General features: G+C 50.4%; 23 protein-coding genes and 1 pseudogene. 9 read left to right on the forward strand and 15 right to left on the reverse strand.

The features are described from left to right. Positions 1-10: 10 nt before the first annotated feature. A complete protein-coding gene (locus tag EL645_RS36820) occupies positions 11-853 on the forward strand; it encodes a hypothetical protein (RefSeq protein WP_126557359.1) in 843 nt (280 codons plus the stop codon). Between the two features lie 120 nt (positions 854-973). Here EL645_RS36820 and EL645_RS36825 read toward each other — a convergent pair whose 3' ends face one another. Further along, a complete protein-coding gene (locus EL645_RS36825; protein ID WP_126557360.1) occupies positions 974-1,795 on the reverse strand; it encodes a VOC family protein in 822 nt (273 codons plus the stop codon). A 118-nt stretch (positions 1,796-1,913) separates the two neighbouring features. Then, positions 1,914-2,411, reverse strand: a complete 498-nt coding sequence (locus EL645_RS36830; protein ID WP_126557361.1) for a GNAT family N-acetyltransferase — start codon at positions 2,409-2,411, stop codon at positions 1,914-1,916. Between the two features lie 262 nt (positions 2,412-2,673). Here EL645_RS36830 and EL645_RS36835 point away from each other — a divergent pair, with 262 nt between their 5' ends. Continuing rightward, entirely contained in the window at positions 2,674-3,435 is a 762-nt protein-coding gene (locus EL645_RS36835) for an SDR family oxidoreductase (protein WP_218032241.1), read from the forward strand. 573 nt (positions 3,436-4,008) lie between these two features. On the opposite strand, the gene EL645_RS36840 is transcribed toward EL645_RS36835, so the two are convergent. The 5 genes from EL645_RS36840 to EL645_RS36860 all read right to left on the reverse strand — a co-directional run bounded on the left by EL645_RS36840 (position 4,009) and on the right by EL645_RS36860 (position 10,162). Further along, positions 4,009-5,772: a hypothetical protein gene (locus EL645_RS36840; RefSeq protein ID WP_126557362.1), complete on the reverse strand. Its 1,764-nt coding sequence runs from the start codon at positions 5,770-5,772 to the stop codon at positions 4,009-4,011. 392 nt (positions 5,773-6,164) lie between these two features. Further along, complete coding sequence (locus EL645_RS36845; protein WP_218032242.1) at positions 6,165-6,869, reverse strand: carbohydrate ABC transporter permease; 705 nt, start codon at positions 6,867-6,869, stop codon at positions 6,165-6,167. 18 nt (positions 6,870-6,887) lie between these two features. Then, positions 6,888-7,841: a carbohydrate ABC transporter permease gene (locus EL645_RS36850; protein WP_126557363.1), complete on the reverse strand. Its 954-nt coding sequence runs from the start codon at positions 7,839-7,841 to the stop codon at positions 6,888-6,890. Positions 7,842-8,050: 209 nt separating this feature from the next. After that, positions 8,051-9,430 carry an extracellular solute-binding protein gene (locus EL645_RS36855; RefSeq protein ID WP_161977997.1) on the reverse strand — a complete coding sequence of 460 codons (1,380 nt, stop codon included), beginning with the start codon at positions 9,428-9,430 and terminating at the stop codon, positions 8,051-8,053. A 180-nt stretch (positions 9,431-9,610) separates the two neighbouring features. Beyond that, the gene (locus tag EL645_RS36860) at positions 9,611-10,162 is read right to left on the reverse strand and encodes a hypothetical protein (RefSeq protein ID WP_126557365.1); all 552 of its coding nucleotides are present in this window, start codon (positions 10,160-10,162) and stop codon (positions 9,611-9,613) included. Positions 10,163-10,508: 346 nt separating this feature from the next. On the opposite strand from EL645_RS36860, the gene EL645_RS36865 reads away from it, so the two are divergent. Together EL645_RS36865 and EL645_RS36870 are read left to right on the forward strand one after the other, a co-directional pair. Beyond that, positions 10,509-11,795, forward strand: coding sequence for a LacI family DNA-binding transcriptional regulator (locus tag EL645_RS36865; protein WP_246035763.1), 1,287 nt, complete (start codon positions 10,509-10,511; stop codon positions 11,793-11,795). An 87-nt stretch (positions 11,796-11,882) separates the two neighbouring features. After that, positions 11,883-12,983 carry an iron-containing alcohol dehydrogenase gene (locus EL645_RS36870; protein ID WP_126557367.1) on the forward strand — a complete coding sequence of 367 codons (1,101 nt, stop codon included), beginning with the start codon at positions 11,883-11,885 and terminating at the stop codon, positions 12,981-12,983. Positions 12,984-13,036: 53 nt separating this feature from the next. Here the strand turns inward: EL645_RS36870 and EL645_RS36875 are convergent, their stop codons facing one another. The 4 genes from EL645_RS36875 to EL645_RS46110 form a co-directional block, all read right to left on the reverse strand. Continuing rightward, positions 13,037-13,825, reverse strand: coding sequence for an aminoglycoside adenylyltransferase domain-containing protein (locus EL645_RS36875; protein WP_126557368.1), 789 nt, complete (start codon positions 13,823-13,825; stop codon positions 13,037-13,039). A gap of 184 nt (positions 13,826-14,009) precedes the next feature. Next, positions 14,010-14,222 carry a hypothetical protein gene (locus EL645_RS36880; RefSeq protein ID WP_126557369.1) on the reverse strand — a complete coding sequence of 71 codons (213 nt, stop codon included), beginning with the start codon at positions 14,220-14,222 and terminating at the stop codon, positions 14,010-14,012. A gap of 463 nt (positions 14,223-14,685) precedes the next feature. Then, on the reverse strand, positions 14,686-15,396 hold the full coding sequence (locus EL645_RS36885; protein WP_126557370.1) for a LamG-like jellyroll fold domain-containing protein: 711 nt from the start codon (positions 15,394-15,396) through the stop codon (positions 14,686-14,688). A 71-nt stretch (positions 15,397-15,467) separates the two neighbouring features. Next, a complete protein-coding gene (locus EL645_RS46110; RefSeq protein WP_161977998.1) occupies positions 15,468-15,965 on the reverse strand; it encodes a zinc ribbon domain-containing protein in 498 nt (165 codons plus the stop codon). Positions 15,966-16,269: 304 nt separating this feature from the next. Here EL645_RS46110 and EL645_RS36895 point away from each other — a divergent pair, with 304 nt between their 5' ends. From EL645_RS36895 to EL645_RS36905, 3 genes are all read left to right on the forward strand, one after another. Beyond that, positions 16,270-16,593: a hypothetical protein gene (locus tag EL645_RS36895; protein WP_126557371.1), complete on the forward strand. Its 324-nt coding sequence runs from the start codon at positions 16,270-16,272 to the stop codon at positions 16,591-16,593. A gap of 107 nt (positions 16,594-16,700) precedes the next feature. After that, positions 16,701-17,099, forward strand: coding sequence for an ArsR/SmtB family transcription factor (locus EL645_RS36900; protein WP_126557372.1), 399 nt, complete (start codon positions 16,701-16,703; stop codon positions 17,097-17,099). Between the two features lie 18 nt (positions 17,100-17,117). Then, entirely contained in the window at positions 17,118-18,308 is a 1,191-nt protein-coding gene (locus EL645_RS36905; RefSeq protein WP_126557373.1) for a cation diffusion facilitator family transporter, read from the forward strand. Between the two features lie 128 nt (positions 18,309-18,436). Here the strand turns inward: EL645_RS36905 and EL645_RS36910 are convergent, their stop codons facing one another. Continuing rightward, the gene (locus EL645_RS36910) at positions 18,437-19,930 is read right to left on the reverse strand and encodes a serine/threonine protein kinase (RefSeq protein ID WP_126557374.1); all 1,494 of its coding nucleotides are present in this window, start codon (positions 19,928-19,930) and stop codon (positions 18,437-18,439) included. A 195-nt stretch (positions 19,931-20,125) separates the two neighbouring features. Here EL645_RS36910 and EL645_RS39850 point away from each other — a divergent pair, with 195 nt between their 5' ends. Both EL645_RS39850 and EL645_RS36915 read left to right on the forward strand, forming a co-directional pair. Beyond that, positions 20,126-20,290 (forward strand): hypothetical protein, encoded by a 165-nt coding sequence (locus EL645_RS39850; RefSeq protein ID WP_161977999.1) that lies wholly within the window; start codon positions 20,126-20,128, stop codon positions 20,288-20,290. Positions 20,291-20,488: 198 nt separating this feature from the next. Next, positions 20,489-21,525: pseudogene (locus EL645_RS36915) on the forward strand (zinc-dependent alcohol dehydrogenase family protein). A 62-nt stretch (positions 21,526-21,587) separates the two neighbouring features. Here the strand turns inward: EL645_RS36915 and EL645_RS36920 are convergent. From EL645_RS36920 to EL645_RS36930, 3 genes are read right to left on the reverse strand one after another with little or no spacing between them, the layout of a single operon-like run. Continuing rightward, positions 21,588-22,199: a helix-turn-helix transcriptional regulator gene (locus tag EL645_RS36920; protein WP_126557375.1), complete on the reverse strand. Its 612-nt coding sequence runs from the start codon at positions 22,197-22,199 to the stop codon at positions 21,588-21,590. Beyond that, entirely contained in the window at positions 22,160-22,477 is a 318-nt protein-coding gene (locus EL645_RS36925; protein WP_161978000.1) for an AraC family ligand binding domain-containing protein, read from the reverse strand. Before EL645_RS36925 ends, EL645_RS36920 begins: the two co-directional genes overlap by 40 nt. A 25-nt stretch (positions 22,478-22,502) precedes the next feature. Continuing rightward, positions 22,503-23,246: a phytanoyl-CoA dioxygenase family protein gene (locus EL645_RS36930; protein WP_126557377.1), complete on the reverse strand. Its 744-nt coding sequence runs from the start codon at positions 23,244-23,246 to the stop codon at positions 22,503-22,505. Between the last annotated feature and the right edge of the window lie 158 nt (positions 23,247-23,404).

Consider the following 23,404-nt stretch of genomic DNA (forward strand, 5'->3'; position numbering starts at 1 on the left):
GAGGTGGGGAATGGTTCAGACTCAATTGTCCTGGCATACGCCAGAGGAGATATTGGAGATTGGTTTTTCGCGCTCACCAATCGTGATGATCAATGAGGCCCATCATGGGGCTTTGCGCTGTGTGCGGACGCGCCAGGTGGGGGTGCAGCTTTTGCCCACCGCTCAACGGTTGGGTGTGCGTTATCTGGCGATGGAGATGCTTTTTCCCGCCTATGCCGAGGAGGCCAATCGCACTCGGACCCTGCCCGATCTGGATGCGTTGCGCAGTGTGGAACAGGCGAAGCCAGAGCACCAGGCCTGGATGGAACAATTTATGCAGCGCCATGAGATACTGGCCGATGCGGATTATCTGGCCCAACCTGAGATGCGGGAATTTATTCAATCTGCTCTGGATCTGGATTTTACCTTGATCGCCTATGAAGCTGATCTGACCGCGCTGCCGGCTCAGCTTTCTGGAGAGCAAGAGACCAATTGGCGTGAGGAGGCACAGGCACAAAACTTGTTCAATGCGTTCCAGGAATTGCCTATGGACGCTCGCTTACTGGTCTGGTCCGGCAACCATCATCTCACCAAAAATATTATGCGTGGACCCAACCCCTGGCTACCGATGGGCTACCAGTTTAAGAAATTAAGCCATCGGAACGCTTTTGCGATTGACCAGGTGCAGACGGTTAAGTTCCCATTCCCCGATTCTTTTCGCGATAAATTGCGCCGTACCTATATCTCACAATTGCCCGCCGGCAGCTCTACCATGGGTGTGTTAACCAGTGATCTGCCGATGCTTCTACGCCAGCAATTGGGCAGCTCGGGCGTGAATGCCTTCCTGTTTTCATCCCTGAACGAGCTGGAATAAACATAGTCCGAAAAAGCTGCAAGCGCTCCTTTTCTTCTCAGGAAAAGGAGCGCTTGCAGCTTTTTCGGCTTTTTTGTTTTGTTCCCCTGAATGAAACGTATGGATCTGCAATGGCATGCTTTAGCTAATGATAATGGTGACGCCATTGGGGTCCTGGATCGTGGCTGGTTCCAGGCCTGGACGTTTGAGCTCGTAGAAGTCGATGCCATACATATCCGGCTCGACGGGGCGTACGTTGCGGCCAGCCCACAGGTTGGTGCCCAGATGATGATGGTAGCCGTCCCACGAAAGGAAGTAGGCCTGTTGCTCAATGCCAAGCATACGCTCCATTCCAAAGTGTTCTTCATAAAAAGCAAAGGTCTGATCCAGGTCGCTCACATTCAGGTGCATATGGCCCAGGCGCAGGCCAGCGGAGAACCCTTTGAAGTCGTGGGCCTGATTCAGCAGATATGGACCATCCAGTGGCAGGGTATCCATTGAGACCTTACCGTTCTGGATTGGCCATTGGTCGCGTGGCCTGTCGACATAGACCTCGATGCCGTTCCCTTCCGGATCTGTCAGGTAGAGTGCCTGGCTAACCAGGTGGTCGGAGGCACCGCCGAGTGGTACATTATTGTTGCGGTCAAGGACATAGCGTAGAAATGAGCCCAGTTCAGGTTCATCGGGTACCAGGAGGGCGAAGTGGTACAGGCCAGCTGTATGGCGTGGGCGTGGGCGTCCGCCCGCTAATGTGCGCAACTGAAGCACCTCATGTGTGCCCGCTCCGAGTCCAACACTTCCATTTCCTTCTTCGTCTCTCTCATCGCGGACGACCGAAAGGCCCAGACGCTTATAATAATCGATGCTGCGCTGCATGTTTTGTACGCGTAAGCCCACGCGCTTTAAAGGCCAGTTGGCAACCTGCGCATCCTGTTGTTCCGCCTGTGTGTTGATGATAGCCATATGCTGTTATGCTCCAATGTCTGAATAGGTATCGCTGTCTTCACTTACTTATTATCAGTTCGTAACAATAGTATAGCACATTTGTTGCTGGTTGAATAGGTTTTTCCTGCCAGTAGCGCTAGCGATAGCGGGCCATCAACCATTCGTCCTTGAGTTCGCCCTGTGAAATGATGGCCATCTTACGGCATCCCTCAACCACAAAGCCGACTCTTTCATATAACCGTTTGGCCCCTTCATTCTCGGTCAAGACGGATAGCTCGACGCGTTTGAGCATCAACCACTGATCGGCCAGGTCCAGCGCGGCCTGCAGGAGCCGGCTGCCAATACCCTGTCCCTGGTGCTGGCGCTCGACATAAATAAACAAATATCCCGCATGGCGCAACCGACCAGTGCCTACCTCCAATCCTACCAGACCAACCACCTGGCCGGCGAGCTCAGCTACCAGATAGTGTTCATTCGGTCCCAATTCTGCTAGCTTCTTACGCCTTTGCTCCAGGCGCGTACTGGGCAGAGCCATCGTGGTCTCGATCACACCCTCCTGCCGCGAGATCTTCCATAACGCCTCCGCATCCTCCACAAGCACCGGACGAATCAAAACTTCAGCTACTGATGCCATAATAAAACAAATCCTTTCTCAATCCATAATATATTTACAACTGGAATTTATGTTACTACACATCTAAGACGATCCCTGGGTAAAATAATAATGCTATGCATCGAATGAACAGGTGCGTGGCATTATTATTGTTGATTATTCGAGCAGGAACGAAGGAAGCGGAGGCAAGCCCTACACGTACAATTGATGCGTTTTCTCAGGTGATCTTAACCCCGCTAACTGTTTCTATCGTGTACAGTTGTGTACAGGTAAGGATAATGAATTGTGGGCTTATTCGTTTGAAACAGGAGGCATCTGTGAGTATAACAAATCAGCGTGTGGTTATTATCGGGGTAGTTCAGGTATTGGTCTGGCGACGGCGCGCCTGCTGGCTGAGTCCGGGGCGGCCGTGACGATTGCGGGTCGGCAGCAGACGCGGGTAGATGCAGCCCTGGAGCAATTGCATGCATGGCAACTGGATATAGAGGGGGCGGTCGTCGATGCAACATCTACCGAGGCATTGCGGGACTTCTTCTGGCAGGTGGGCTCGATGGATCATCTGGTGCTGAGCCTGAGCGGCGGAGAAGGACAGGGGGAATTTCGGACCTTAGATCTGGCGGCGCTGCGGCGCGGCTTTGAGGCCAAGTTCTGGCCTTGCCTGTTCGCGGCTCAGGCCAGCTTGCATACGCTGCGGGCCGATGGTTCTCTGACCTTCGTGACCGCGGCCTCCGCGCGTACCTCTATCGCAGGGACGGCTGGTCTGGCTGCGATCAATGGCGCTTTAAATGCTACCATTCCTACCCTGGCCCTTGAGCTCAAGCCGTTGCGCGTGAATGCTGTCTCGCCGGGAGTGATTCGAACTGCCTGGTGGGATAAGATGCCTGCCGAGGCCCGCGAGAACTATTTTGCCCACATGGCATCCCACCTACCGGTGCAGCGTGTTGGCCAGGCGGAAGATGTGGCTCAGGCCATTCAATTTTTGATTACCAATAGTTTTATGACGGGTTGTATTATCGATTGCGATGGTGGTGCGCGCATTCACTAAAAACGTGTCATGCCCCCATACAGGCGTGCGCATGCGCGCCCGAAGCTGTTTTATAGAGTGATGCACAAATTGCGCAGGGCGCAATTTGTGCATCACTCTATAAAACAGCTTCGGGCGTTGTAACAATGGAAGTCTGGCGCCCTCTATAAAGATATTTTTATCATATGGTGCAGAAAATGCGCGAACAGAGAGTGTATTGACTTTCCATGTTTTTCGTATTCCCTGTACATGCACTTTGACACCTGTGATAATTAAAAATGCTTTTATTCTCCGATGCAGAAAATGCTTGTAGAATATATTTAATTCCCATATCCAGGTACTTTGGCACTTGTGATGATAAAAATTGTTTTATAACGTGGCACAAAAAATGCGCGTGGAGTATATTTACTTCCATGTCTATGTAATTTGATACTTGATGTGATCAAAATATTTTTTATTCTGTGGTGCAAAAATTGCGCAGGAGCGCAATTTTTGCACCACAGAATAAAAACTGATTCGGGCGCGCATGCGCACGTCCGCACAAAGAACGATTTGCTTCCCATAGATATAGGAAGCAAATCCCCTCCGCCTTATTTAGTTGAGATCGTGGCAATCCATTGTAAAGGTTGCCTGAGTTTGCTTACTGGTTACGGGTAGTTGTAAAACTACTTTTACGGGACTGGTAGGCATCCAGTATATTGAGCCATGGGTTGGTACATCTATAGTGACCAGCCGTTCCTGCTGATATAGAATGTCTGGTAAATTGATTTTCATCGTGACATGCAGTTTGCTGTGCACCGTTGTGAAATGCAATAGCATACTACCTGTGGCAAGATCGGCGCCGCGATTATCGAAGCGCATAAACAGGAGCCCCACTCGATCCTCGCGGTGACAGGAGACCAGGACCAGACTATGATTACTCGAGGGCGTTATAAGATCTCCCTGACATCCACTGAGTATAAAGACCAGCAGGCAGCAACAAGACAAGAAGACGGTGCGTGCTCCTCTGTTTCCGGCAGGAAATAATTGCAGGCCAGATCCTTTTTTCAATAATAGAGCAAGACCGCCGAGCAGTGTGCCCCAGATAATAATGATCAGGAGTGGATCGAAGAGTACATAAATACGCATGTAATCGTAATCTCGATAGCCACCAGTAGTGGTAAGCACAATACCATAGATGCATATCAATATTAAGAGCCCCATTATCTGTACAATGGGTTTTTGGCGATACCTTTTAAAGCAGAATAAAGCGAGCCAGAAGAGGGCAAAGAGAGGAAATAGACCATTGCTAGAATAGAATATGTAGGATGCTTGATGAAGGATGGACAATGGATGAGCAAATATAGCTGTCGTGGTAATGCCGGATTCCTGTGCGTAAGCGGTGAGGGAGCTAAAAAAGAGTGGCACCGTTTTGAGGATGAAGGTCTTGGGATGGTGCAGAATGATGTATTCAGAATATTTAGCTATTGTGCTAAGGTTATCAGCAAAAAATGCGGGTTGACGTCCCATGATGAAATATGGATCATGAATGTTCTTTTTCCCATCGCTATCAAGCATATGGGTAATCGCTACATACTGGGGATTAGATGGATCACTGTGATCTTGCATATTATATTGTAGAACTTTTCCGAGCAGGTTGATATTGGTGATCCAGGTAGTGCCAACGAAGTTATTCTGGGTTGCATTGATAAAGATGTAGCCGCCGACGATGCTATAGAGCACTAGCAGCGCCGCCAGGGCGTGTGGAAGTAAACGGCGCAAGTGGTGTTTCCAACTGGCTAGCAGCAGGATATAGGCAAAAAGAAGTGGTGGCAGGTATAGCCATTCGGGCCGTGTCATAAAGAGAAGCAGCATCCAGAAGGCGATCAACCAGAGCAGACGGCGGCGAAATGTTTTCATAAAGAGCAGTGTCGTTAGTACCAGTGACGTTAATAGCCAGAGCCCCATGCCTTCAGACATTAATGGTTTGACATAGGATAGCAATGTTAAATTGGCCCCTACCAGTAATCCCAATATAAATGCTAGCCATCTACGCTGAAATATCAGTGCAGCCAGTGTATAGATTTCCAATGTGGCCAGTATAAAAAGTATAGCTTGCGCGCTACTGACTGCCTCGATATTGCCCTGTCCCGCGATGGCATAGATTGTTGAAATGAAGAGAGGATAAATTGGAAGGCGCCAGGTATTGACGAGCTGACCTGTATTAGCGATGCGATCGGCTACATACAAATAGCTCCAGGTATCTGGCAGTAACTCTGCCCGAGGATGATTGGCATAAAAAGCAATGACTACTGTGCCAGTCAGAATGGTAAGCAAGATCGTCGGGAGGGCATAGTGAAGGATCGTCTTCTTTTTCATAAATACAAGGTCTTTCTGTATATTGATGAGTAAATATGCTTTTAGGAAAGCATTGTGTGTTTTACACACCAGGATGGTAGAATTAAAAATTTATATATTGAAATGCATATAAAATTCGGTAGTCCAGATAAATATGCAAATTATTTTCCATATTTATAAACGAATAATATCATGTAATGTTTCGAAAAAGAGGACCAGACTCCTATCATATTAGGAATCTGGTCCTCTTTTTCGACATTGGAGATTGTATCTGAGACTTCTTTTGTTGCGAAGTATTGTTTTAGCCTTTGAGGCCGCCGCTAATACCTTTAACGAAGAAGCGCGAAACCAGGGTATAGAGGGCAACCGCAGGCAAGGCATAGAGCATGGCATAAGCGGCCAACTGCCCATAGTTAACCTGGCCATAGCTGCCAAAGAAGGTGTAAATGTTGACCGAGGCAGGCTCTAATTCCTGTGTTTGCAGCAGGATCAAGGCACAAAGAAGTTGGTCCAGGCACCCAGGAAACTCCAGACCGCGACCACCGAGACGCCCGGGCGCAGAGGGGTAGTACTACCCGCATCAAGGCTGTGAAGGTCGAGGCGCCATCGATCCAGGCGGCCTCCTCTAATTCATAAGGCACCGAGTCCAGAAAGTTTTTCATCAACCAGATGCTGAAAGGCAGGGCACTGGCGACAAAGAAGAGGATGACACCCTGCAACGTATCCACCAGATTAAGGGTGACGTACATTGCGTAGAGAGGGGTGACCAGGGCCAGGATCGGCAGGGCGCTGGCAAACAATACGGCCAGCATCAATGTATTCTTAAAACGGAAGCGAAAGCGCGACAGTGGATAGGCTGCCAGGCCCGAAAGGATGACAACCAGTATCATCGTACTGATAGCCATGATGGCGCTATTGGTGAAGGGCGGAATGACCACGCCATTGGTAAGAATCGTGATATAGTTCTCCAGGCTGGGATGATCAGGCCATTTTACCGCCAGAGTTGCTGCTGGATTGATGCTGGCCAGCACCGGCCAGAGCAATGGTACCAGGAAAAAGAGCCCCAGCAGTGTCAGAAAGATATAAATGATCGTAGAAATAATGGTTCGACGAAGCATGCTAACCTCTCTCAACGACTATAAATCCACGCGCAGAATGCGTGTATAGATTAAGGACAAAATTGCACCGGCCGCGATAATCAAGAGTGCAATGGCGCTGCCATAGCCAATCTGATAGAACTGGAAGGCCTGTCGATATTGATAAATGGTCATCAATTCGGTATTGATATTACTGCCTGCGGTCAGCACATAGACCAGGGTGAAGTCCGAGAGGGTAGCCAGCGTAATCAGTAAGAGATCGGTACCGATGGCGCCTCTGATTAAAGGGAGAATGATGTAGCGGAGGGTTGTCCATGAGTTAGCACCATCGATCGATGAGGCTTCCATCAGTTCCTGCGGGATACTTTCGAGTGCCGATGCATAGAGTAACATCGAGAAGGCGGTACCACGCCAGATATTGGCGATGATTACCATCGTCATAGGATATTCCTGCAGCCAGGCGTGCTTGGGAAGTCCAAATGTAGAAAAAATCGTATTGAGTAAGCCAGGGTCCAGCACGCTCTGGGGTCCGCCCGCCAGGAATGCGCTCCAGACAAAGCCCGCAACCACATCTGGAATGACCCAGGCGGCCACGATAATCGCGCCCAGCACCGATTTAAAGACCACATTGCGATGGCGCATGAGCAGGGCAAGCAATAGTCCCAGGCCGGCCTGGCCGATCAGGGCCGAAAACACCAGGTACGTCAGCGATACGCGAAATGCGTTCAAGAATTCGCTATCGCGGAAGATATGTACAAAGTTATCGAGTCCCACAAATTGAGGTGTGGCCGCTCCCACACCTGTCAGGGCCATGTTGGTCAGAGAAACATAGACCGACCAGAATGCTGGCCCCAGCATAAAAACGGCGATGACCAGAAAGGCCGGGGCCATAAACAGCAGGCTAATGCGTAGTTGTCTGTTGCGCTTGCGCTTTATGGTGCGTGTTGAGAGGTCGATTGCCTGCGGCGCTGGCGTTTGAGTGTCCACCTGCATACAAATTCTCCTGCGATGAATGGGGAAGAGCGATAGGCCAGACAATCAGAAGATTGTGGCCCATCGCTGCTACTGTCCTGATGTTCCTTCTCTGTCCTTACGTGCGTGCGCTTGCGCGCCCGAGCCATTTTTTCTTGTGTTGCCGAAGGTGCTCACTGCGCACCTTCGGCAACACAAGAATATAAGTCATTCCTCCTTCAGGCATCCCGTCACGGATGCTTCTCAGTCTTATCGGAGCCTGCTATCGTATCGACCGATTGCGAGAAGGCCGACATGGCATCATCAGCTGATTTACCATTCATGACCTGTTGCATCGCGGAGTCGATCTGGACAGAAATTTTCGGATAAGCCGGGAAACCAGGACGGAACTGGGTGAAATCGACCAGCTGGGTAAAGAATGGGAAGTTAGGTAGCGCGCTATAATCGGACAGACTCACGATGTCCTTACGAGGAGCGATACCGTTGGTCTGCACGTCGTATTTACCTAACAGATCTTTGGCGAAGGCCTCTTGAATGACGGTGAAGGCCTGGTCTTTGTGGGCGGAACGGGAGGCAATCGAATAGGCCCAACCACCAGACAGGGTGACGTACTTGGGGTCTTGACCATACTCAGTAGGCATTTTGGCCAGGCCCATTGTATCTTTCCACTGTGGCCAGGGGGTAGCGCCACCGGTTTCCCAGGTGCCGCCGAGCCATGAGCCGTCGATGTCGATGGCCAGTTTACCCTGCGGGATCAACTGCTGCGAAACGGTGTTACCAGCGGTGGTGCTCAGGGTAATGTCATTGGTGGGTCCCAGTAGATTGGATGGATCGTAAACCTGTTTGACGAAGTTCAGTGCATCTTTGAAACCTGTGCTGGAGGAGACCCATTTGCCGGTCTGGTAATTATAGAGGGTATCCTTGGTTCCGTAGAGCAGCATCTCGAAGCCCTGCATGGTCGATGCCTCGTCCATGGGAACGCCGGAATACAGGTTCATTGGGATAACGCCGGGAACTTTTTTCTTAATGGCATTGGCTGCGGCCAGGATATCTGCCCATGAGTTGGGCTGCCAGGTGGTGGGCAGGCCAGCCTTCTTGAAGATATCTTTATTGTACCAGATGGCGCGTACATCCGTACCATCCATGACACCATAGTTGCTGCCATTGAAGGTTGTGATCTTCTGCATGCTGGGGAACCACTGAGCCTTATAATCAGGCCATTTATTCAGATAGGAGTCCAATGGGCTCAGGTAGCCAGCCGTGACATCTGAACCGACCAGGAAGCTGTCCTCGCGCACGATATCAGGAGCATTATTCGAGCGCAGCATCAGGTCAAGTTTGGTGTAATAGCTGCCTTCATCGGCGATAATGGGCATGAGTTTTACTTTGATATTGGGGTGAGCGGCCTCGATTTTAGCTTTGGCACTCTGCCACCACTGTTGTTCGTAGTAGGGTGGCGGGCCGAACTGCTGATAAGCGACAGTAATGGTAACGGGACCATTGCCGCCGGATGAGGATGATGCGCCTCCGCATGCCTGGAGTAGTGGAACCAGGCAGAACAGCAGGGCTACCAGTGAAAAGAGACGTACGGATCGCGTTGATTTTTTCACAAAGCACTCCTTTGCTCGGAAATAAATGGGTTACCAAGTACGACGATGTTCCTGATAAGTACGCGAGATGTGATGAAGAATTATGTCCATCTACATCAAATGAACACGACAATGTATTTACACATCCTCCCAGTAAAAGTATCTGTCTCCCCCCTTTCCTTGCATGTGTTGAGGTCGGATTTAGCTTTCAACGATGATCGAGATATCGAATTGACCATCATTGATGGCGACCGCCTGCCGAGATGTATTGGAATGCCCGGCTGGGAGGTTCGGGCAAGAAAACTTTCCGCGCATATGATCGATACCACTGGTAGTGGTTGGTTCATCAGATTCGATGACCAGAGAACAGGAGAGGGTGGGGATGAGTGATAGATCCCAATATTGTGTATCCAGGGTAATCCTCACGTCTCCTCCGTTGGTTCTATTTGTGAGTGTGTAGGTTGCTGGTCCCGTGTAACCATAAAACACAATGATAAGAGAGCGTTTTGCATCTACGATGTTGATGGTAAATTCTTTATGGCCGTGTCGTAGCTTTGAAATTGTTGCTGTTGACTGTAGCTGATAGTCTTTTTGACTGCTACCTGAAAATGAGAAACTGGTCCGCGATACAGTTATTGGCGTAGCAAGAGGGGTAGCAGGGGAAGAAACTGTACTGCCTGCAGCTGTCGCACACGAGGAGAAAAACGCGAGAGATGCGACCAGACACAAGCAGAGACGCCATTGTTCCTTCATCGGTGCCGCTCCATTCAAACCTGTGATACGGTTCCTCTGGCCTAAAATACTGTATGGTGGACTTCAATGTCTACTTGCATACATTAGTTTATAGATGAGATAATACACTAGTGTATGTTCATATGTCAAGGGTAATAAAGATCAAATTTTGGCAAACAACACAAATAGCGTGTTTTATTAATTGGGCCATCAGGCTCTGCAGACATGAACGGTATGCTTTCACCCATGCTCAGACAGTATAAAATCAGAGGATTATTGACGCTTCTACACACTATAGTATATACTCTGAACATTAGCAGAAGGAAGAGCTAATTTACTAATCACAAGGAAAGAATCTTTGAGTGCAGTGCAAGAACAAGAGCCACAACTACCCTTGTATCGCCGAATTGCTCAAAGCATCCACCAGGATATAGTGCAGCGTAGCCTGGTGGCTCACACCAAGATATCGTCTGAGGTGGATCTTGCCAGGCAGTTTGGTGTCAGTCATGGGACAATAACGAAGGCGTTAGAGTCGCTGGTGCGCGAAGGCGTACTCTATCGTCAACGACCTCAGGGAACCTTTGTAGCCGAGGTGGCAGACGCGCCTGTATCCGCTTCGGTTGAGAGTTCACCTGCCATTGAAGATAAGCGCGTCCGAGAGACGCCTTCTTTTGCTTTTCATGGGCATACCGCTTTTGTCGGTATTGTAATTCCTCACCTGGGTACTGATTTTCTGGATGGCATGGTGTTGGGGGTGGAGTCGATGACGCGCTCCTTTGGTTATGGCCTGAGTTTTGCTTATTCTGAGGATGATGAAGGCCTGGAGCGCTACCATATCGAGCAATTTTTACGCCAGGGTGTGGCCGGCATGATTATTTATCCTTGTGACCATCGAGTGGTAGAATGTGATGATCACTATATTTCTACTGCCGAAGGGCAAGAGCGTATCGCCCTTTTACAAACTCTCCAGGCCCGGCAAGTCCCCTTCGTGTTAATGGATCGCTATGTGCCCGAGATCGATGTCAGCCATGTGGTCTCAGATGATTTTACGGCTGGCTATGCCTCAACGCAACACTTAATTAAACTGGGACATCAACGGATCGGTTTTGTCTCTGTAAGCTATCAGGTGACCAGTAGCGCTGGACGTTATGCTGGCTATTTACAGTGTCTGCGCGATCACCATCTGCCACTGGAACCACACCTGAGCTTGAATGCACTACAGCATGCCTATCCATCAGCACATGATCATTATTCGCTGGTTGAGCCCTGTTGTCCTGAGGACACACAGCGCCTGATCACTTATTTGCGGCATCCCCAGCGACCAACGGCCATAGTAACGATGAATGATTATCTGTCCGTGCAGGTATTTTATGCGGCTGAGCAATTGTCATTGAGTATACCTGAAGATCTGGCCCTGGTGTGCAGCGGCGGCAGTAGTCGCCTTACTTCTATGCTACGGGTGCCATTAACAACGATTGTGCAGCCGGTGGGTGAGATCGGGCGGCAGAGTGCTTATATCCTGCATAACCTTATTTCGCAGCGTTTTTCAACTATTCGCCAGCTTAAATTGCCCGTTAGCTTGCTTGTGCGCAAAAGTTGTGGCTCAGCGGCCAACTCAATCGTCCAGACCTTGCCCGCGCCAACTGAGCGCTAGCAGAAAAGATACCCGGCGTACTATACTACATAGAAAAAATACGATCTGCGCACTGTGTTTTTTCTAGTTGAACAGAGGAGTGTATACATGGCCGAGTATATACAGGGTGAGTATTTCTTCTTGCCACAAGAACATGTGCTGTTTGGCGTTGGCAGTCTGGCGAAGCTGGCCAACGAGGTGAAGGTAATGGGCGGGCAGCGTGTGTTTGTGGTGACGGGCCACTCGCTAGCCACGCAAACGGATGTGGTGCAGAAAGTGGAGCAGGCTCTGGGCTCTTTGCACGTGGGGACTTTTGCGGATATCCATCAGCATACGCCGAAGAGCGATGTGGCGCGTGCGGTGGAGCAGGTGCATAAGCTGAATGCCGATGTGCTGTTGAGCCTCGGTGGTGGTAGTGTGATCGATGGCACGAAAGCGATTGCTATGAAACTCTCAGTGGAACATGGCAATTTCCTGCCGCATATCGCCATTCCCACCACTCTTTCAGCGGCCGAATTCTCTCACCTGGTTGGTGTCACCGACGAAGAGCAGAATATAAAGGCCGGCTTTGCGCATGTGCAGGTTACCCCAACCAGTGTCTTGATGGACGCCAGCCTGACACTATCTACCCCTCTCCAACTCTGGCTCTCAACTGGTATTCGAGCGCTGGATCATGCGGTTGAGACACTTTATGCTCCGGGAGCACATCCCATCAACGATGTGCTGGCCCTGGAGGCGATTGACCGGCTGTTCAAGTATCTCCCGCAATCCAAATATTATCCCGAGGACCTGGCGGTACGTACCGAATTACAACTGGCGGCCTGGATGAGTTTCTTTGGTGAGGTGAATACGCCGATGGGGTTGAGCCATAATCTGGGGCGGCGCATCGGGGCTAGCTATAATGTGCCCCATGGCATTACCTCGTGTATTACGCTGCCGCATGTGATGCGTGCCATGGCATCCACTCATGCCAGTGCGCTTGCACCGATCGCCCGGCGCCAGGGTCTGGTGGATTCCTCTGCCAGTGATCAAGACGCGGCCAGGAGCGCGGCAGACGCTGTCAGTGCCCTGATACAACGCCTGGGCTTGCCGCAGCGCTTGCGCGATGTCGGCGTTCCTGCGGACGAGTTGCGCAAGATCGCTGAAACGACTTCCAGCCAGAGTCTGAAGGTAGATGAAATCGAGGCCCTCTTAAAAGAAATGTGGTGAGCGAACGCCCAACCAGGCCAGACACGTACATGGGTCTGGCCTGGTTGTTTGAGTTACCGGCTATATTCGTCCTTCAATAGGGTGGCAAAGCTTTCGAGCGAGGCACGTCCCACTGGACGCCCCAGGCGCTCGCCCTGATAAATTGCCAGGACCTGCTGTAATAAAGGGTGATATTGCTCTGGGAGCTGGTTAAGTCCCCAGGTCCCACCATCCCGCTTTGAGAGGAAGCTACCGTCGCGCAGATAGGCCATGCCACGACTGGCATCAAGCACAAATGTGATAGGATCTTGGAGCGGCCGTGCCTGGATCTCTTGCAAATATTGGATCAGTGCCGTTCGAAAAATTGTGTCGGGAATTACTGGAATCGTTTCGGCAATCGGTTGCCCATAGAGACAGACGCCATAGTGATGCAGGCTGCTGAGATCCAGGATTAATTGATTGTTTGACTGTGCCTGGTCGCTCCATTGCTGTTGGTCCTCACTATGTAAGGCGCTTTGATAGTGCTGGCGCACAGTCTCATCATAGTGTAGCTCAATCGGCAGTGATTGTGCTAGTGCCTGTAGTTCCTGCTTCACTATAAATGTTATATCCAGCGGGGCCGGGAAACGTGAGATACGCAATACCAGCTCGATTATGTTGCGCCTGGTTTCAACTGCCAATGGCCGGGCAGTGACTACCAGTAGATTGATATCGCTGCGCTCAGGATTGAAGCCTCCCGCGGCCAGGGAGCCGTAGAGATAGATACCAAGTAGATTGTCGCCCAATAGGCGCTCAAATTCTGCTAATATCGTCTGTACTTCGGCTTTTATAACTTTGGAGCAATTGGTCCAATTATAATCCATTATCCTCTCCTAAAAAAGGCTGATTCGCGTGCAGGCACTTTTCCAGTTGCCTGGAAGGGGAAAGAAGAAAGCAGTAGAATCCGATCTCCCACATTTCCACAGTAGCCATTCAATTCTACATGATGCGGCGGAGTTATCGCAAGGTTATTAAGTTAGTTTATCGGCTTCAACATACGAGTGGTAACTATGACTGAGGTCTCTTTTCTTCTCCCTCAATGGCATAATTTTTGGCAAAAAAGGTGCTTTTCCAGATGCGGGCCGCCGCGGTTGTGCAGCCAACTATCCTGGCTAGTTCCTGGGGATCAAGAGAAGGGTTTTCGCGGAGTAATGCGTGCAAGCGCTGTTTAGCGTTTAGTTTGGTAGGTTGCCAGCGTCTTGGATATCTGTTACTCGTCATGTTGATTATGTCTCCTGCTGCAATATTGCCTGTATATTGACATATCCTGATGAAAATAGCAAGAGAAGAAAAAGCTGCATATCTTGTGTCGCTCGAATTTTGCCGTAATGTGTATCATACAATATAATGCCGTGTTTATTTGAAGTTATTTCGGTTCTTCGTCCTTTATTCTAGGATGTATCTTACTCTCATCATCATGGGAAGCGTGCTGCCCTTGTGAGGACGTGCGCTGGCGCGCCCGAGCTTTTTTTCTTATGTGGTGCAAAAGTGCGCTGGGCGCACTTTTGCACCACATAAGAAGATTTCTTGAGCGCCTTTGGCGCTCAAACTCAGGTGTGAAGAGCGCGGAGATCATGAGGATAAGACACATTCTTACAGGTTTTTTGGGGGAGCGGAGAGAAAGCGGTACAGTTCTTGAACTTAGTGCCTGTACCGATTTCTTATACTTGAGTATATGTATTTACTAGATGGATGGGGTAGAATTTCCTGTATCATAAAGCGCAAAGTGCGAGAAGGCTACTCTGGCTGGAGTGCCATCGGTGCCATTTTGTAGCAAGAGACTGACGGAACCTGTGGTGTAAGGGTCCGTAGAACTGCTATCGTCGCAGCTGGTGACCAGGGCGCCATTGACATACAATGTCATGCTGGTGCCACTGACGATCAAACTTGCTTGAATTGGCGCGCCCGGCTGCAGCATCTTATCCAGTGAGCCCGAAGCCAGGTTAACTACCGCATTGACCTCACCAGGGGCGTGGTTGGCTGGTGGATCAACTACTTTTTTGATGGCATACTGACCGGTATCGGCCGCTATTTTCAACTCATAGCCCCGAAAACTTTGATCACCGGGCAGCGTTTGCCGGCGGAAGAGTAGTCCCACATAGGCCTGGTTATTGTTCTGTAGATGGGTATAGGTCATATCTGCCCTGAAATCCGTCAACGATTGGGCGCCCGGAACATGCTCTAGAAAAATTTTGCCGTTGCCCTCGGACATGACCAGAGTATGTTGCTGGATCGCGGCCCCATAACCACTGGCTTGAAAAAGATTCCAGTTATTGTTGTTGTCGCTGAAATTGTCGTCGATGATCGGCTTTCCGTTTGGCTTTGGAAGCGGGGTCTGGCCCGTCTTTGGTGTAGTGGATAATGATGTATAGCTTGACTTTAAGGTCGAATTCACGATTACGACGAGGCTACCACATAACACGATCATTGCGGCCAGTACAACGCCGAGAACAATAAAGAGTGGATTTATCTTCTTCTTTTGTGGTGTCGGTGGTACATAATAGGGTGCATAACCAGCCGCTGGTTGCGACTGCCCATAAGTGGGGGCGGCATATATGGTGCAGGACCGCTATAATTTTGTGTTCCTGTCGGTGGATAAACAGGCGCGCCAGCCGCAGGATACGTTGACTGTGAGGTAGGAGCTGGACCCTGTACTATTTCTGCATCCGGATATACCCTGGGAGTAGCATATACCCTGGGAGGGGAAGGATAATCTGGTTGCAGTGGTGTTTGGGAGCCTGCCTTTCTCGCGCGAAATGTCTCTTCTGCAGCAGGATTTGCAGGCTGAGGAAAGGCTGGCTGAGGAGCTATGTTCTGCACAGGTGTTATCGCAGCAGGCATAGTGCTTTCTAACGGTGGTATTGCAGCAGGTTCGGCATAAGGAGCTCCGCAATGACCGCAGAAATTTTGCCCGGGCTGAACCTGTGTTCCACATTGAGGACACAGATTCTTCGTGATACTCAATGAGATTACTCCTGACTATTGTATGAATCATTAGAAAAAAGTGCTTATAATTTCTAATGTGTATGTATTTTTTGATGAAATAAAATGAGCTGATCAATTATGATTATAACAAATGAGCCTTGAAAATAATAGGAAAAGTACTTTTCTCATGTATGAATGCTTGATTGCATGAGCGTTTTTTATACATGCATATATTCATAATAGTTATTTTGTGTGGTTTCTGTTATTCTAGGAGCATCCATTCCCGTCTGTATTTGGCGGCTGGGGTAAAATTAACAAAAAAGGTAAATGTAAGAGGGATCTCATGGATATAAAGAAAGCGGATGACGACGCTTTGTTAGAGGTGGTTCGTCAGCAACTTCGCCAGTCGGTAGCGCGTCTGCAGGATTTAAAGGGGCGACCAGAGAATGAGCTGGCCCATAAGCAGGCGCTTGAGCATGAATTGGTGGCCGTGCTGTCAGCTGTGGGTGAGCTTTTGCCGCCCGACTTACAGGCGCAGGTGCAGCAATTACTGGTTCTGCATGCCGGACTCAGCAACCCTTATCTTGGACGCGCAACCTCGATGACGCAACTTCATCAGCGCAATGGCCAGCGTTCAGATTTGCCAAGCTGGGCCCAACCAGAGTAAGCCAGCAGCCTTTGTTTTCTCTTCCTGTCTTGACAGGAGCTCTTTTTTATTTTACTATCTGAGTAGATGTTCAGATACGCAGATAAGAGAAAGCGAGCAGGCGTTTAATGGGAAAAGAAGTAGAGTTAATACCGATCGATAGTGAAGCGGTGGAGGCTGCCCGACAACAAGCGCTTCCAGATATGCACCTGACTTTGATCGTTGAAACCTTTCAAGCTCTTTCAGATCCTACACGCGCTCGTATTCTATATGCACTGACACAGCGCTCTTTATGTGTGCGCGACCTGGCGATTCTGGTTGGTGTTTCAGAATCGGCTGTTTCCCATCATTTACGTTTTTTGCGCGATCGTCGCCTGGTAAAATCGCGCCGCGACGGTACTACTATTTATTATTCTGTGGATGACCAGCACGTTGCCGCGCTCTTCCGCGAGGCTCATTACCACGTTGATCATGTGCGTCACGGCCTACCCGATCATCCCTATAGTTTACCAGCACATCTGGACTAGCGAAGGAGGAATGTCAGGATGTCAGAGCATGAATTGTCAGTGCGTTCTCAACCCCATGACCACGACCACGACCACGACCACGAACCACATATCCACGATCAGGACGATCATCACGACCACAACCATGAGCCGCATACCCATGATCATGAACAGGACGATCATCACGATCACGATCATGAGCCGCATACCCATGATCATGGGCATGACCATGGTCGATTTGGATGGTTAAAAGAGGCTATCCCTTTCTTCCATGGGCATAGTCATGGTGAGGCACACATAGATAGCGCGCTGGAATCCAGTGCCCGGGGCCTATGGGCGCTGAAGATTTCTTTGCTGGGCCTGGGTGTGACGGCCCTTTTCCAGTTGATAATTGTGCTATTGAGTGGTAGCGTCGGCTTGCTCGCTGACACCATTCATAATTTTTCTGACGCCCTAACGGCTGTGCCACTGGGGTTAGCCTTTGTGCTTGGACGTCGTTTTGCAACCCGGCGCTACACGTATGGCTTTGGTCGAGCTGAAGATCTGGCCGGCGTGGTGATTGTGCTGATGATCTTCCTCAGTGCGATTGTGGCCGGTTACGAGAGTGCCATTAAACTGTTGCATCCTGAGCCACTGCGCAATGTCTGGTGGGTAATGCTGGCGGCTATCGTCGGTTTCCTGGGCAACGAAGGGGTGGCGATCTTTCGTATTCGTGTGGGAAAAGAGATTGGTTCAGCGGCCCTGGTAGCTGATGGCCAGCACGCCCGTATCGATGGTCTGACCTCCCTGGCCGTGCTCTTCGGCGTTGTTGGCAGCCTGTTTGGTTTTCCGCTGGCTGACCCATTGATTGGCTTGTTGATCACGGTGGCAATCCTCTTTATTGTTAAAGATACAGCGGTCACCATGTGGCATCGCCTGATGGATGCGGTAGATCCGGCTATTATTGATCGTCTGGAAAAGGCTGCCCTGGCTACCCCTGGAGTGCGAAGGATACAGAGCATCCGTGCCCGCTGGATCGGTCATTCACTCTCGGCCGAGATCCAGATTCTGGTGGATGAAGAGTTGTCGTTACGTGCAAGCCATCAATTGGTGGAAGAGGTACGGCACAATCTCTACCATGCCCAACAGCACCTGGTTAGCGTCACAGTCCATGCGTGGCCGCTGAGCGCCGATGGCACTGTTGGTGAAAGTGTAGCTGCTCACCATGACCCTCTGGTTAATAAAGCCTGATTGTTCTAGCTCTGCTGGCGCCCGGCATTATCATTTGCCAGCATGGCGCCAGCGATAGAAGACACTGAGCAGGGTCATAGGTAATAGTCCCAGAAAAAAATAGACGCCAGAAGCTTGTATCCAGGAGATCAGCGTCCCTGCGACCCCAAAGACAAATGCCGCGATGGCCAGGGTGTCCAGAATGGATGCCCATCTCGATATACCTCGCTCAGCGCATCGCCGGTCAGGCAGATAACCAGGCCGCTACAATCTATAAATTGCAGTTGGATGGTATATGCAAATGAGGGGACAAGCAGGGGAAGTATATAGACGATCAGTGCCAATGCAAGCATTAGTGGGGCCAGCCAGACGTAACCCGCCTTAAACCAATTTCTATATAGTGTTTGTTGGCCTTGATAGCTCTGGCGCAAATAGGTAGATGGTTGAACTGAAATAAACTCCTGGCTACTCATAAATTCCTGTACGCGTGAGCGTGGCGGTTGCCGTGGCAGGCGCCGACTATGTGTGCGTGGTGGACGGGCGGAAGAATATCTCACCGGACTGCTAGCCCGTTGCTGGTTTACAATAGGGGGCCGGTAGGTCTGTGGTGGCTGATGAACCGCATGGCGACCAATACGCTGCGCATTGGCTACCGGACGTTGCTGAAGCTGTTGTACTTGTCCCTGCGGATGAGCCGGATTATTTCGTGGTTGATAGATGCGGCTGGCGCGCCGTGTCGGTGGTGGCTGATCGGGATTCCAGGTAGGTGTATGCGGGGTGTGGAGATAGTTGTCTCGTGGCCGCCAGTTGCCGGTGCGGAAAGCTAACTTGAGCATTTTCACAAAATCAGCGGTGGTTGCATAGCGATCATAGCGGTCCTTGGCCATGCCTCTGAGAATTACCTTACAGACGGCATCTGGAATCTCTGGATTATATTCAGCGGGTGAAACGGGCTGCTTTTCAAGATGTTGATACATCAATGTATGGGAGCTGGTGGTATCGAACGGATGGGTACCGGTCAGGAGCTCGTAGGCTACGCAGGCCAGGGCATATTGATCGCTGCGTTTACTCATCTGGCCCTGGAATTGCTCGGGTGCCATATAAGCATAGGTGCCCGCAATCCCTCCTTCGCGGGTGCGCGTGGAGACCAGCACATCCGCGATCCCTAGATCCGCCAGCCAGACATGCTCCGGGGTTTTAAATAAAATATTTTCTGGCTTAATATCCAGGTGAGCCACATTGTTATCGTGGGCATATTGTAGCGCTTCACCGACCTGGGTAATAATCATCAGGGCCTGATTTTTCGGTAGCGGCTCGCTGGTATTATTGAGTAGATCGCGTAATGAGCCGTGGGGCGCCAGTTCTGTAATGAGATAAGGGAGGCGTGCTTCCCGGCTTCTAATATATTTTATGCCATGCGCGATGATAGGGACGATATACTCGTGTTGTAGTCGCCTCAGCAGCCGGGCCTCGCTCTCAAATTTTGCCCGAGCCAGGGGTGTATCTACATAATCGTGAAAGATTTTAATGCGACTACTTTCTCTCTTGCCAGATGCAATGTGGCTCGCCCAATAAACACGACTATATCCTCCTCCACCAATTTTTTCTTCAATGCGGTAGCTATTGATTATTTCGCTGTTCATTCGCTCTTTATGCTCCCGCCGCTGGCATGATTTGATACTCGTCTCTACCCGATATACATATTCTACCACATATATTGACCTGCTTATGTATAGTTTTATCAGGTTGTTTCAGGCTATATATGCTTCGTCCTCAGGGCCCGGCTAACGGCTCCAGGAGTAAGACCAGGGGAGAAAATGGTGTTCCGGTGTCACCGTATGAGTTGTCTTCAACGTGGTACTTTAAGGTACGCCATTCAATCGTATGAGCGCAGCTGCCTGACCGGCGAACCAGCTTGTTCGCAATTGATCAATCCGAATGGTTCAGCCCGTGGCAGCGGAGCTAGCCGCGTCCAAGCGGCGTTTACGATTGCTTTTCAATAGTACGCGGCGAAAATATATTCTCCGTTGTATGTCTTGACCAGGGGATGTGCAGATTGAACCATCCCATAAGTTATGTCGATTATATTGAATTGACCCGCTATGCAAGTATCTCGAAACCATAGTTTTGATGGGTACACGTCGCGATGATTGAACCAACTTGTATAGCGAGTTCTCCTCATGGAAAAAAGGTGCAAATAGATGCGCGCAACCGTTTATCACAACAAGTTTGATGTACGAATAGATCAGGTCCCCGATCCTCAGATTAAAGAACCCACAGATGCTATCATTCGTGTTACCCATGCCTGTATCTGTGGCTCAGATTTATGGCCTTATCGTGGCCTGGACCAGTACCAGGAAGGCTGGCGCCTGGGCCATGAATTTATGGGTATTGTGGAAGAGGTGGGGAAAGAGGTCAAAACGGTAAAAAAAGGGGATCGCGTGATTTCTCCCTTTACATTCTCGGATGGGAGCTGTGAATTTTGTCATAAAGGTCTCTATACCTCTTGTATTCATGGCGGCTTCTGGGGTGGTGCGAACAATGATGGTGGCCAGGCTGAAGCGATGCGTGTGCCGCTGGCGGATGGTACATTGGTGGTGGTGCCCCCCGAGACTTCTAACGACGAGAAGTTGCTCAAGTCCATTTTGCCTCTTACGGATGTCATGGGCACCGGTCATCATGCCGCAGTAGCCGCTGGCGTCCGACAGGGGAGTACTGCGGCCATCGTTGGGGATGGTGCGGTCGGCTTATGTGGAGTTCTGGCTGCCAAACGTCTGGGGGCCTCTCGAATAATTATGCTGGGTCACCAACCTGAACGGCTCAAGATCGCTAAAGAGTTTGGGGCCACCGATATCGTGGAGGCACGTGGCGATGATGCTGTGAAGCAGGTTCAGGAAATGACCAAAGGTGGGGCCGATGCTACCCTGGAGTGTGTAGGCACCAAGGCTGCCATGGATATGGCGATTGATATTACTCGTCCCGGCGGTGGAGTCGGCTATGTTGGCGCACCCCATGGCAGCGAGCAGTTAAATTTCTCGCGCCTGTTTTTGCACAACATCTCAATGCGTGGTGGAATTGCCCCTGTGCGTGCGTACCTGCCTGTATTGCTTAAGGATGTGCTTGCAGGCAAGCTCGATCCGGCACCTGTATTGAATATGACCGTGGATCTTGAGGGGTACCTTCTGGCTATGCTGCTATGGATAAGCGCGAGGCCATCAAGGTGATGGTACGCCCCTAATAATCCAATTCCTCTGACATAAGCATATGAGAGGGCAGGGCCAGATTGGCTTTGCCCTCTCTTTATTGCTCTTTGCCCGCTTCGTGTTTACCCTGCCGCCACTGGCGCGGCGTGAGGCCAAATTTATGCTTGAAAGCGCGTTCAAAATGCGAGAGGGTTTGAAAACCAGCGGCCGCATAGATGTGCGAGATCGGGAAATCGCTACTGATAAGCAAGGATTGGGCGAAGCGCAGGCGGAGATCCTGTAAATATTGCTGGAAGGCGATGCCATAGCTGCTATGAAAAGATTCGCTGAAGTAGTTGGCTGAGAGATGAACCTGGGCGGCCACCTCTTTGAGCGTCAGCGGTTCCCGGAAATGATGGTGTAGATAAACCAGGCTCATGTTCAGTTTTTGCTGTTGTGTCATTGTCTGGTCGCCGGCTGGCTCGGGAGCTTCTTGCAGACTATGGCGGAGCAGATCGATCAGGATACGTTCCAGCGTTCCTACCATTATCAGCGCACTGCCGATCTGGTTGAGGTTAGCCTCATGATATAGCCGCTGAAACTCCTGCTCCATCAAGTTGAGCTCGTCACCTGCAAAGTCAAGTCGATAGCTTTTCAGATCGTGAAAGAGCAGGCGATAAACCTCGTCTTTCAGCACATCGGCCAGAAAGACCACATCGAATAGCTCCAATGTCTCCCCTGAATTGGGGATGAGGTCGTGAAAGTCTGCCGGGTGAGCATAAAGCAACTGCCGCGTTGAACTGGATACGCGCTGCCATTGAGGATATGCTGCCCATGACCTGCCAGGATAAATCCGACCTCATAGAACTCATGCCAGTGGACGCCTCCGCCTTGCCCATACAGTGATTGCCGATAGATGTGCAGTGGCAGGTCGGCACCCATATGATCGGTACTGCTCAGGCGTTTCAGGGCGGTGTGGCGCATGCTATTTACAGAGGGCACTACCATGTTTGGTACCCCTCTGCCCTCCTTCTCAGGCATTCACATAGTTATTGCCAGCGAGATCTTTGCCGCGCGCCAGCCAGAGCTGATGTCCGGTGTTACGCTCGGGTATAATTCTGGTGTCCGCCGACATGTAGCGCATAGTATAGCCACAGCGCCGATACTGACTGGTATTGGCCTGCGCGCCATGCATGATACGCGAATCATGGAGCGAGCATTCGCCGGGCTCTAGCTCAAACGAGACCGCCCGTGAGGCATCCACATTTTTAATCTGGCTGTCAAATGTATTGCTGCCCACATCTACCGGTTCGTAATCCGAAAAGCCATTGACATGGCTGCCAGGAATGACGCGCATGCAGCCGTTCTCCTCGTTACTGCGATCGAGGGCCAGCCAGACCGTAATGATCTTGTCGTAATTGTCCACCCGACCATTCCAGTAGGCGGAATCCTCATGCCAGGGTGTTGAGCGGCCCGTATAGGGATCTTTACAGATAAAATGGCTGGACCATAATAAAATGTTTGGTCCTATAATCGGTTCTACCAGGTCCAACACTTCATCACCCAATAGAAACTCCAGCAGCCTGGGATCGCGGAAATGCGGCGTGTCCAGTTCATCAGAGAGCTTAGAGCCTTTTTGTGCCAGGTGTTCCTCGAAAATACTCTGCAAGCGAGCAAACTTTTCTTCGGAAAAGAGTTGATGATGATAGAGCAGGTAGCCATTCTCTCGATAGTATGCCACATCCTGAGTTGATAATGGGGTAACCAGTCTGGTCATGATTGCATCCTCCTTGAGCTCATATGGTCTGTAAAGACCTTGTCCATTACTGCTTAGAAGTATACCTGTGGCAGCCCGGAAATACCCCGCCTATCTTGGGGAAGAGTATGCATATCTTCGGCTAATTATGGGGGATCTGAATGGCATCAAAAAGCGGA

Source organism: Dictyobacter kobayashii (assembly GCF_003967555.1).
In the GTDB taxonomy this organism is placed as follows: Bacteria; Chloroflexota; Ktedonobacteria; order Ktedonobacterales; family Ktedonobacteraceae; genus Dictyobacter; species Dictyobacter kobayashii.

Coding starts and splice junctions, on each gene's coding strand:
- EL645_RS36820 (WP_126557359.1), top strand. CDS start 11: ATGGTTCAGACTCAATTGTCCTGGCATACGCCAGAGGAGATATTGGAG.
- EL645_RS36825 (WP_126557360.1), bottom strand. CDS start 1,795: ATGGCTATCATCAACACACAGGCGGAACAACAGGATGCGCAGGTTGCC.
- EL645_RS36830 (WP_126557361.1), bottom strand. CDS start 2,411: ATGGCATCAGTAGCTGAAGTTTTGATTCGTCCGGTGCTTGTGGAGGAT.
- EL645_RS36840 (WP_126557362.1), bottom strand. CDS start 5,772: ATGAAAAAGAAGACGATCCTTCACTATGCCCTCCCGACGATCTTGCTT.
- EL645_RS36845 (WP_218032242.1), bottom strand. CDS start 6,869: ATGCTTCGTCGAACCATTATTTCTACGATCATTTATATCTTTCTGACA.
- EL645_RS36850 (WP_126557363.1), bottom strand. CDS start 7,841: ATGCAGGTGGACACTCAAACGCCAGCGCCGCAGGCAATCGACCTCTCA.
- EL645_RS36860 (WP_126557365.1), bottom strand. CDS start 10,162: ATGAAGGAACAATGGCGTCTCTGCTTGTGTCTGGTCGCATCTCTCGCG.
- EL645_RS36870 (WP_126557367.1), top strand. CDS start 11,883: ATGGCCGAGTATATACAGGGTGAGTATTTCTTCTTGCCACAAGAACAT.
- EL645_RS36875 (WP_126557368.1), bottom strand. CDS start 13,825: ATGGATTATAATTGGACCAATTGCTCCAAAGTTATAAAAGCCGAAGTA.
- EL645_RS36880 (WP_126557369.1), bottom strand. CDS start 14,222: ATGACGAGTAACAGATATCCAAGACGCTGGCAACCTACCAAACTAAAC.
- EL645_RS36895 (WP_126557371.1), top strand. CDS start 16,270: ATGGATATAAAGAAAGCGGATGACGACGCTTTGTTAGAGGTGGTTCGT.
- EL645_RS36900 (WP_126557372.1), top strand. CDS start 16,701: ATGGGAAAAGAAGTAGAGTTAATACCGATCGATAGTGAAGCGGTGGAG.
- EL645_RS36905 (WP_126557373.1), top strand. CDS start 17,118: ATGTCAGAGCATGAATTGTCAGTGCGTTCTCAACCCCATGACCACGAC.
- EL645_RS36910 (WP_126557374.1), bottom strand. CDS start 19,930: ATGAACAGCGAAATAATCAATAGCTACCGCATTGAAGAAAAAATTGGT.
- EL645_RS39850 (WP_161977999.1), top strand. CDS start 20,126: ATGAGTTGTCTTCAACGTGGTACTTTAAGGTACGCCATTCAATCGTAT.
- EL645_RS36925 (WP_161978000.1), bottom strand. CDS start 22,477: ATGGTAGTGCCCTCTGTAAATAGCATGCGCCACACCGCCCTGAAACGC.
- EL645_RS36930 (WP_126557377.1), bottom strand. CDS start 23,246: ATGACCAGACTGGTTACCCCATTATCAACTCAGGATGTGGCATACTAT.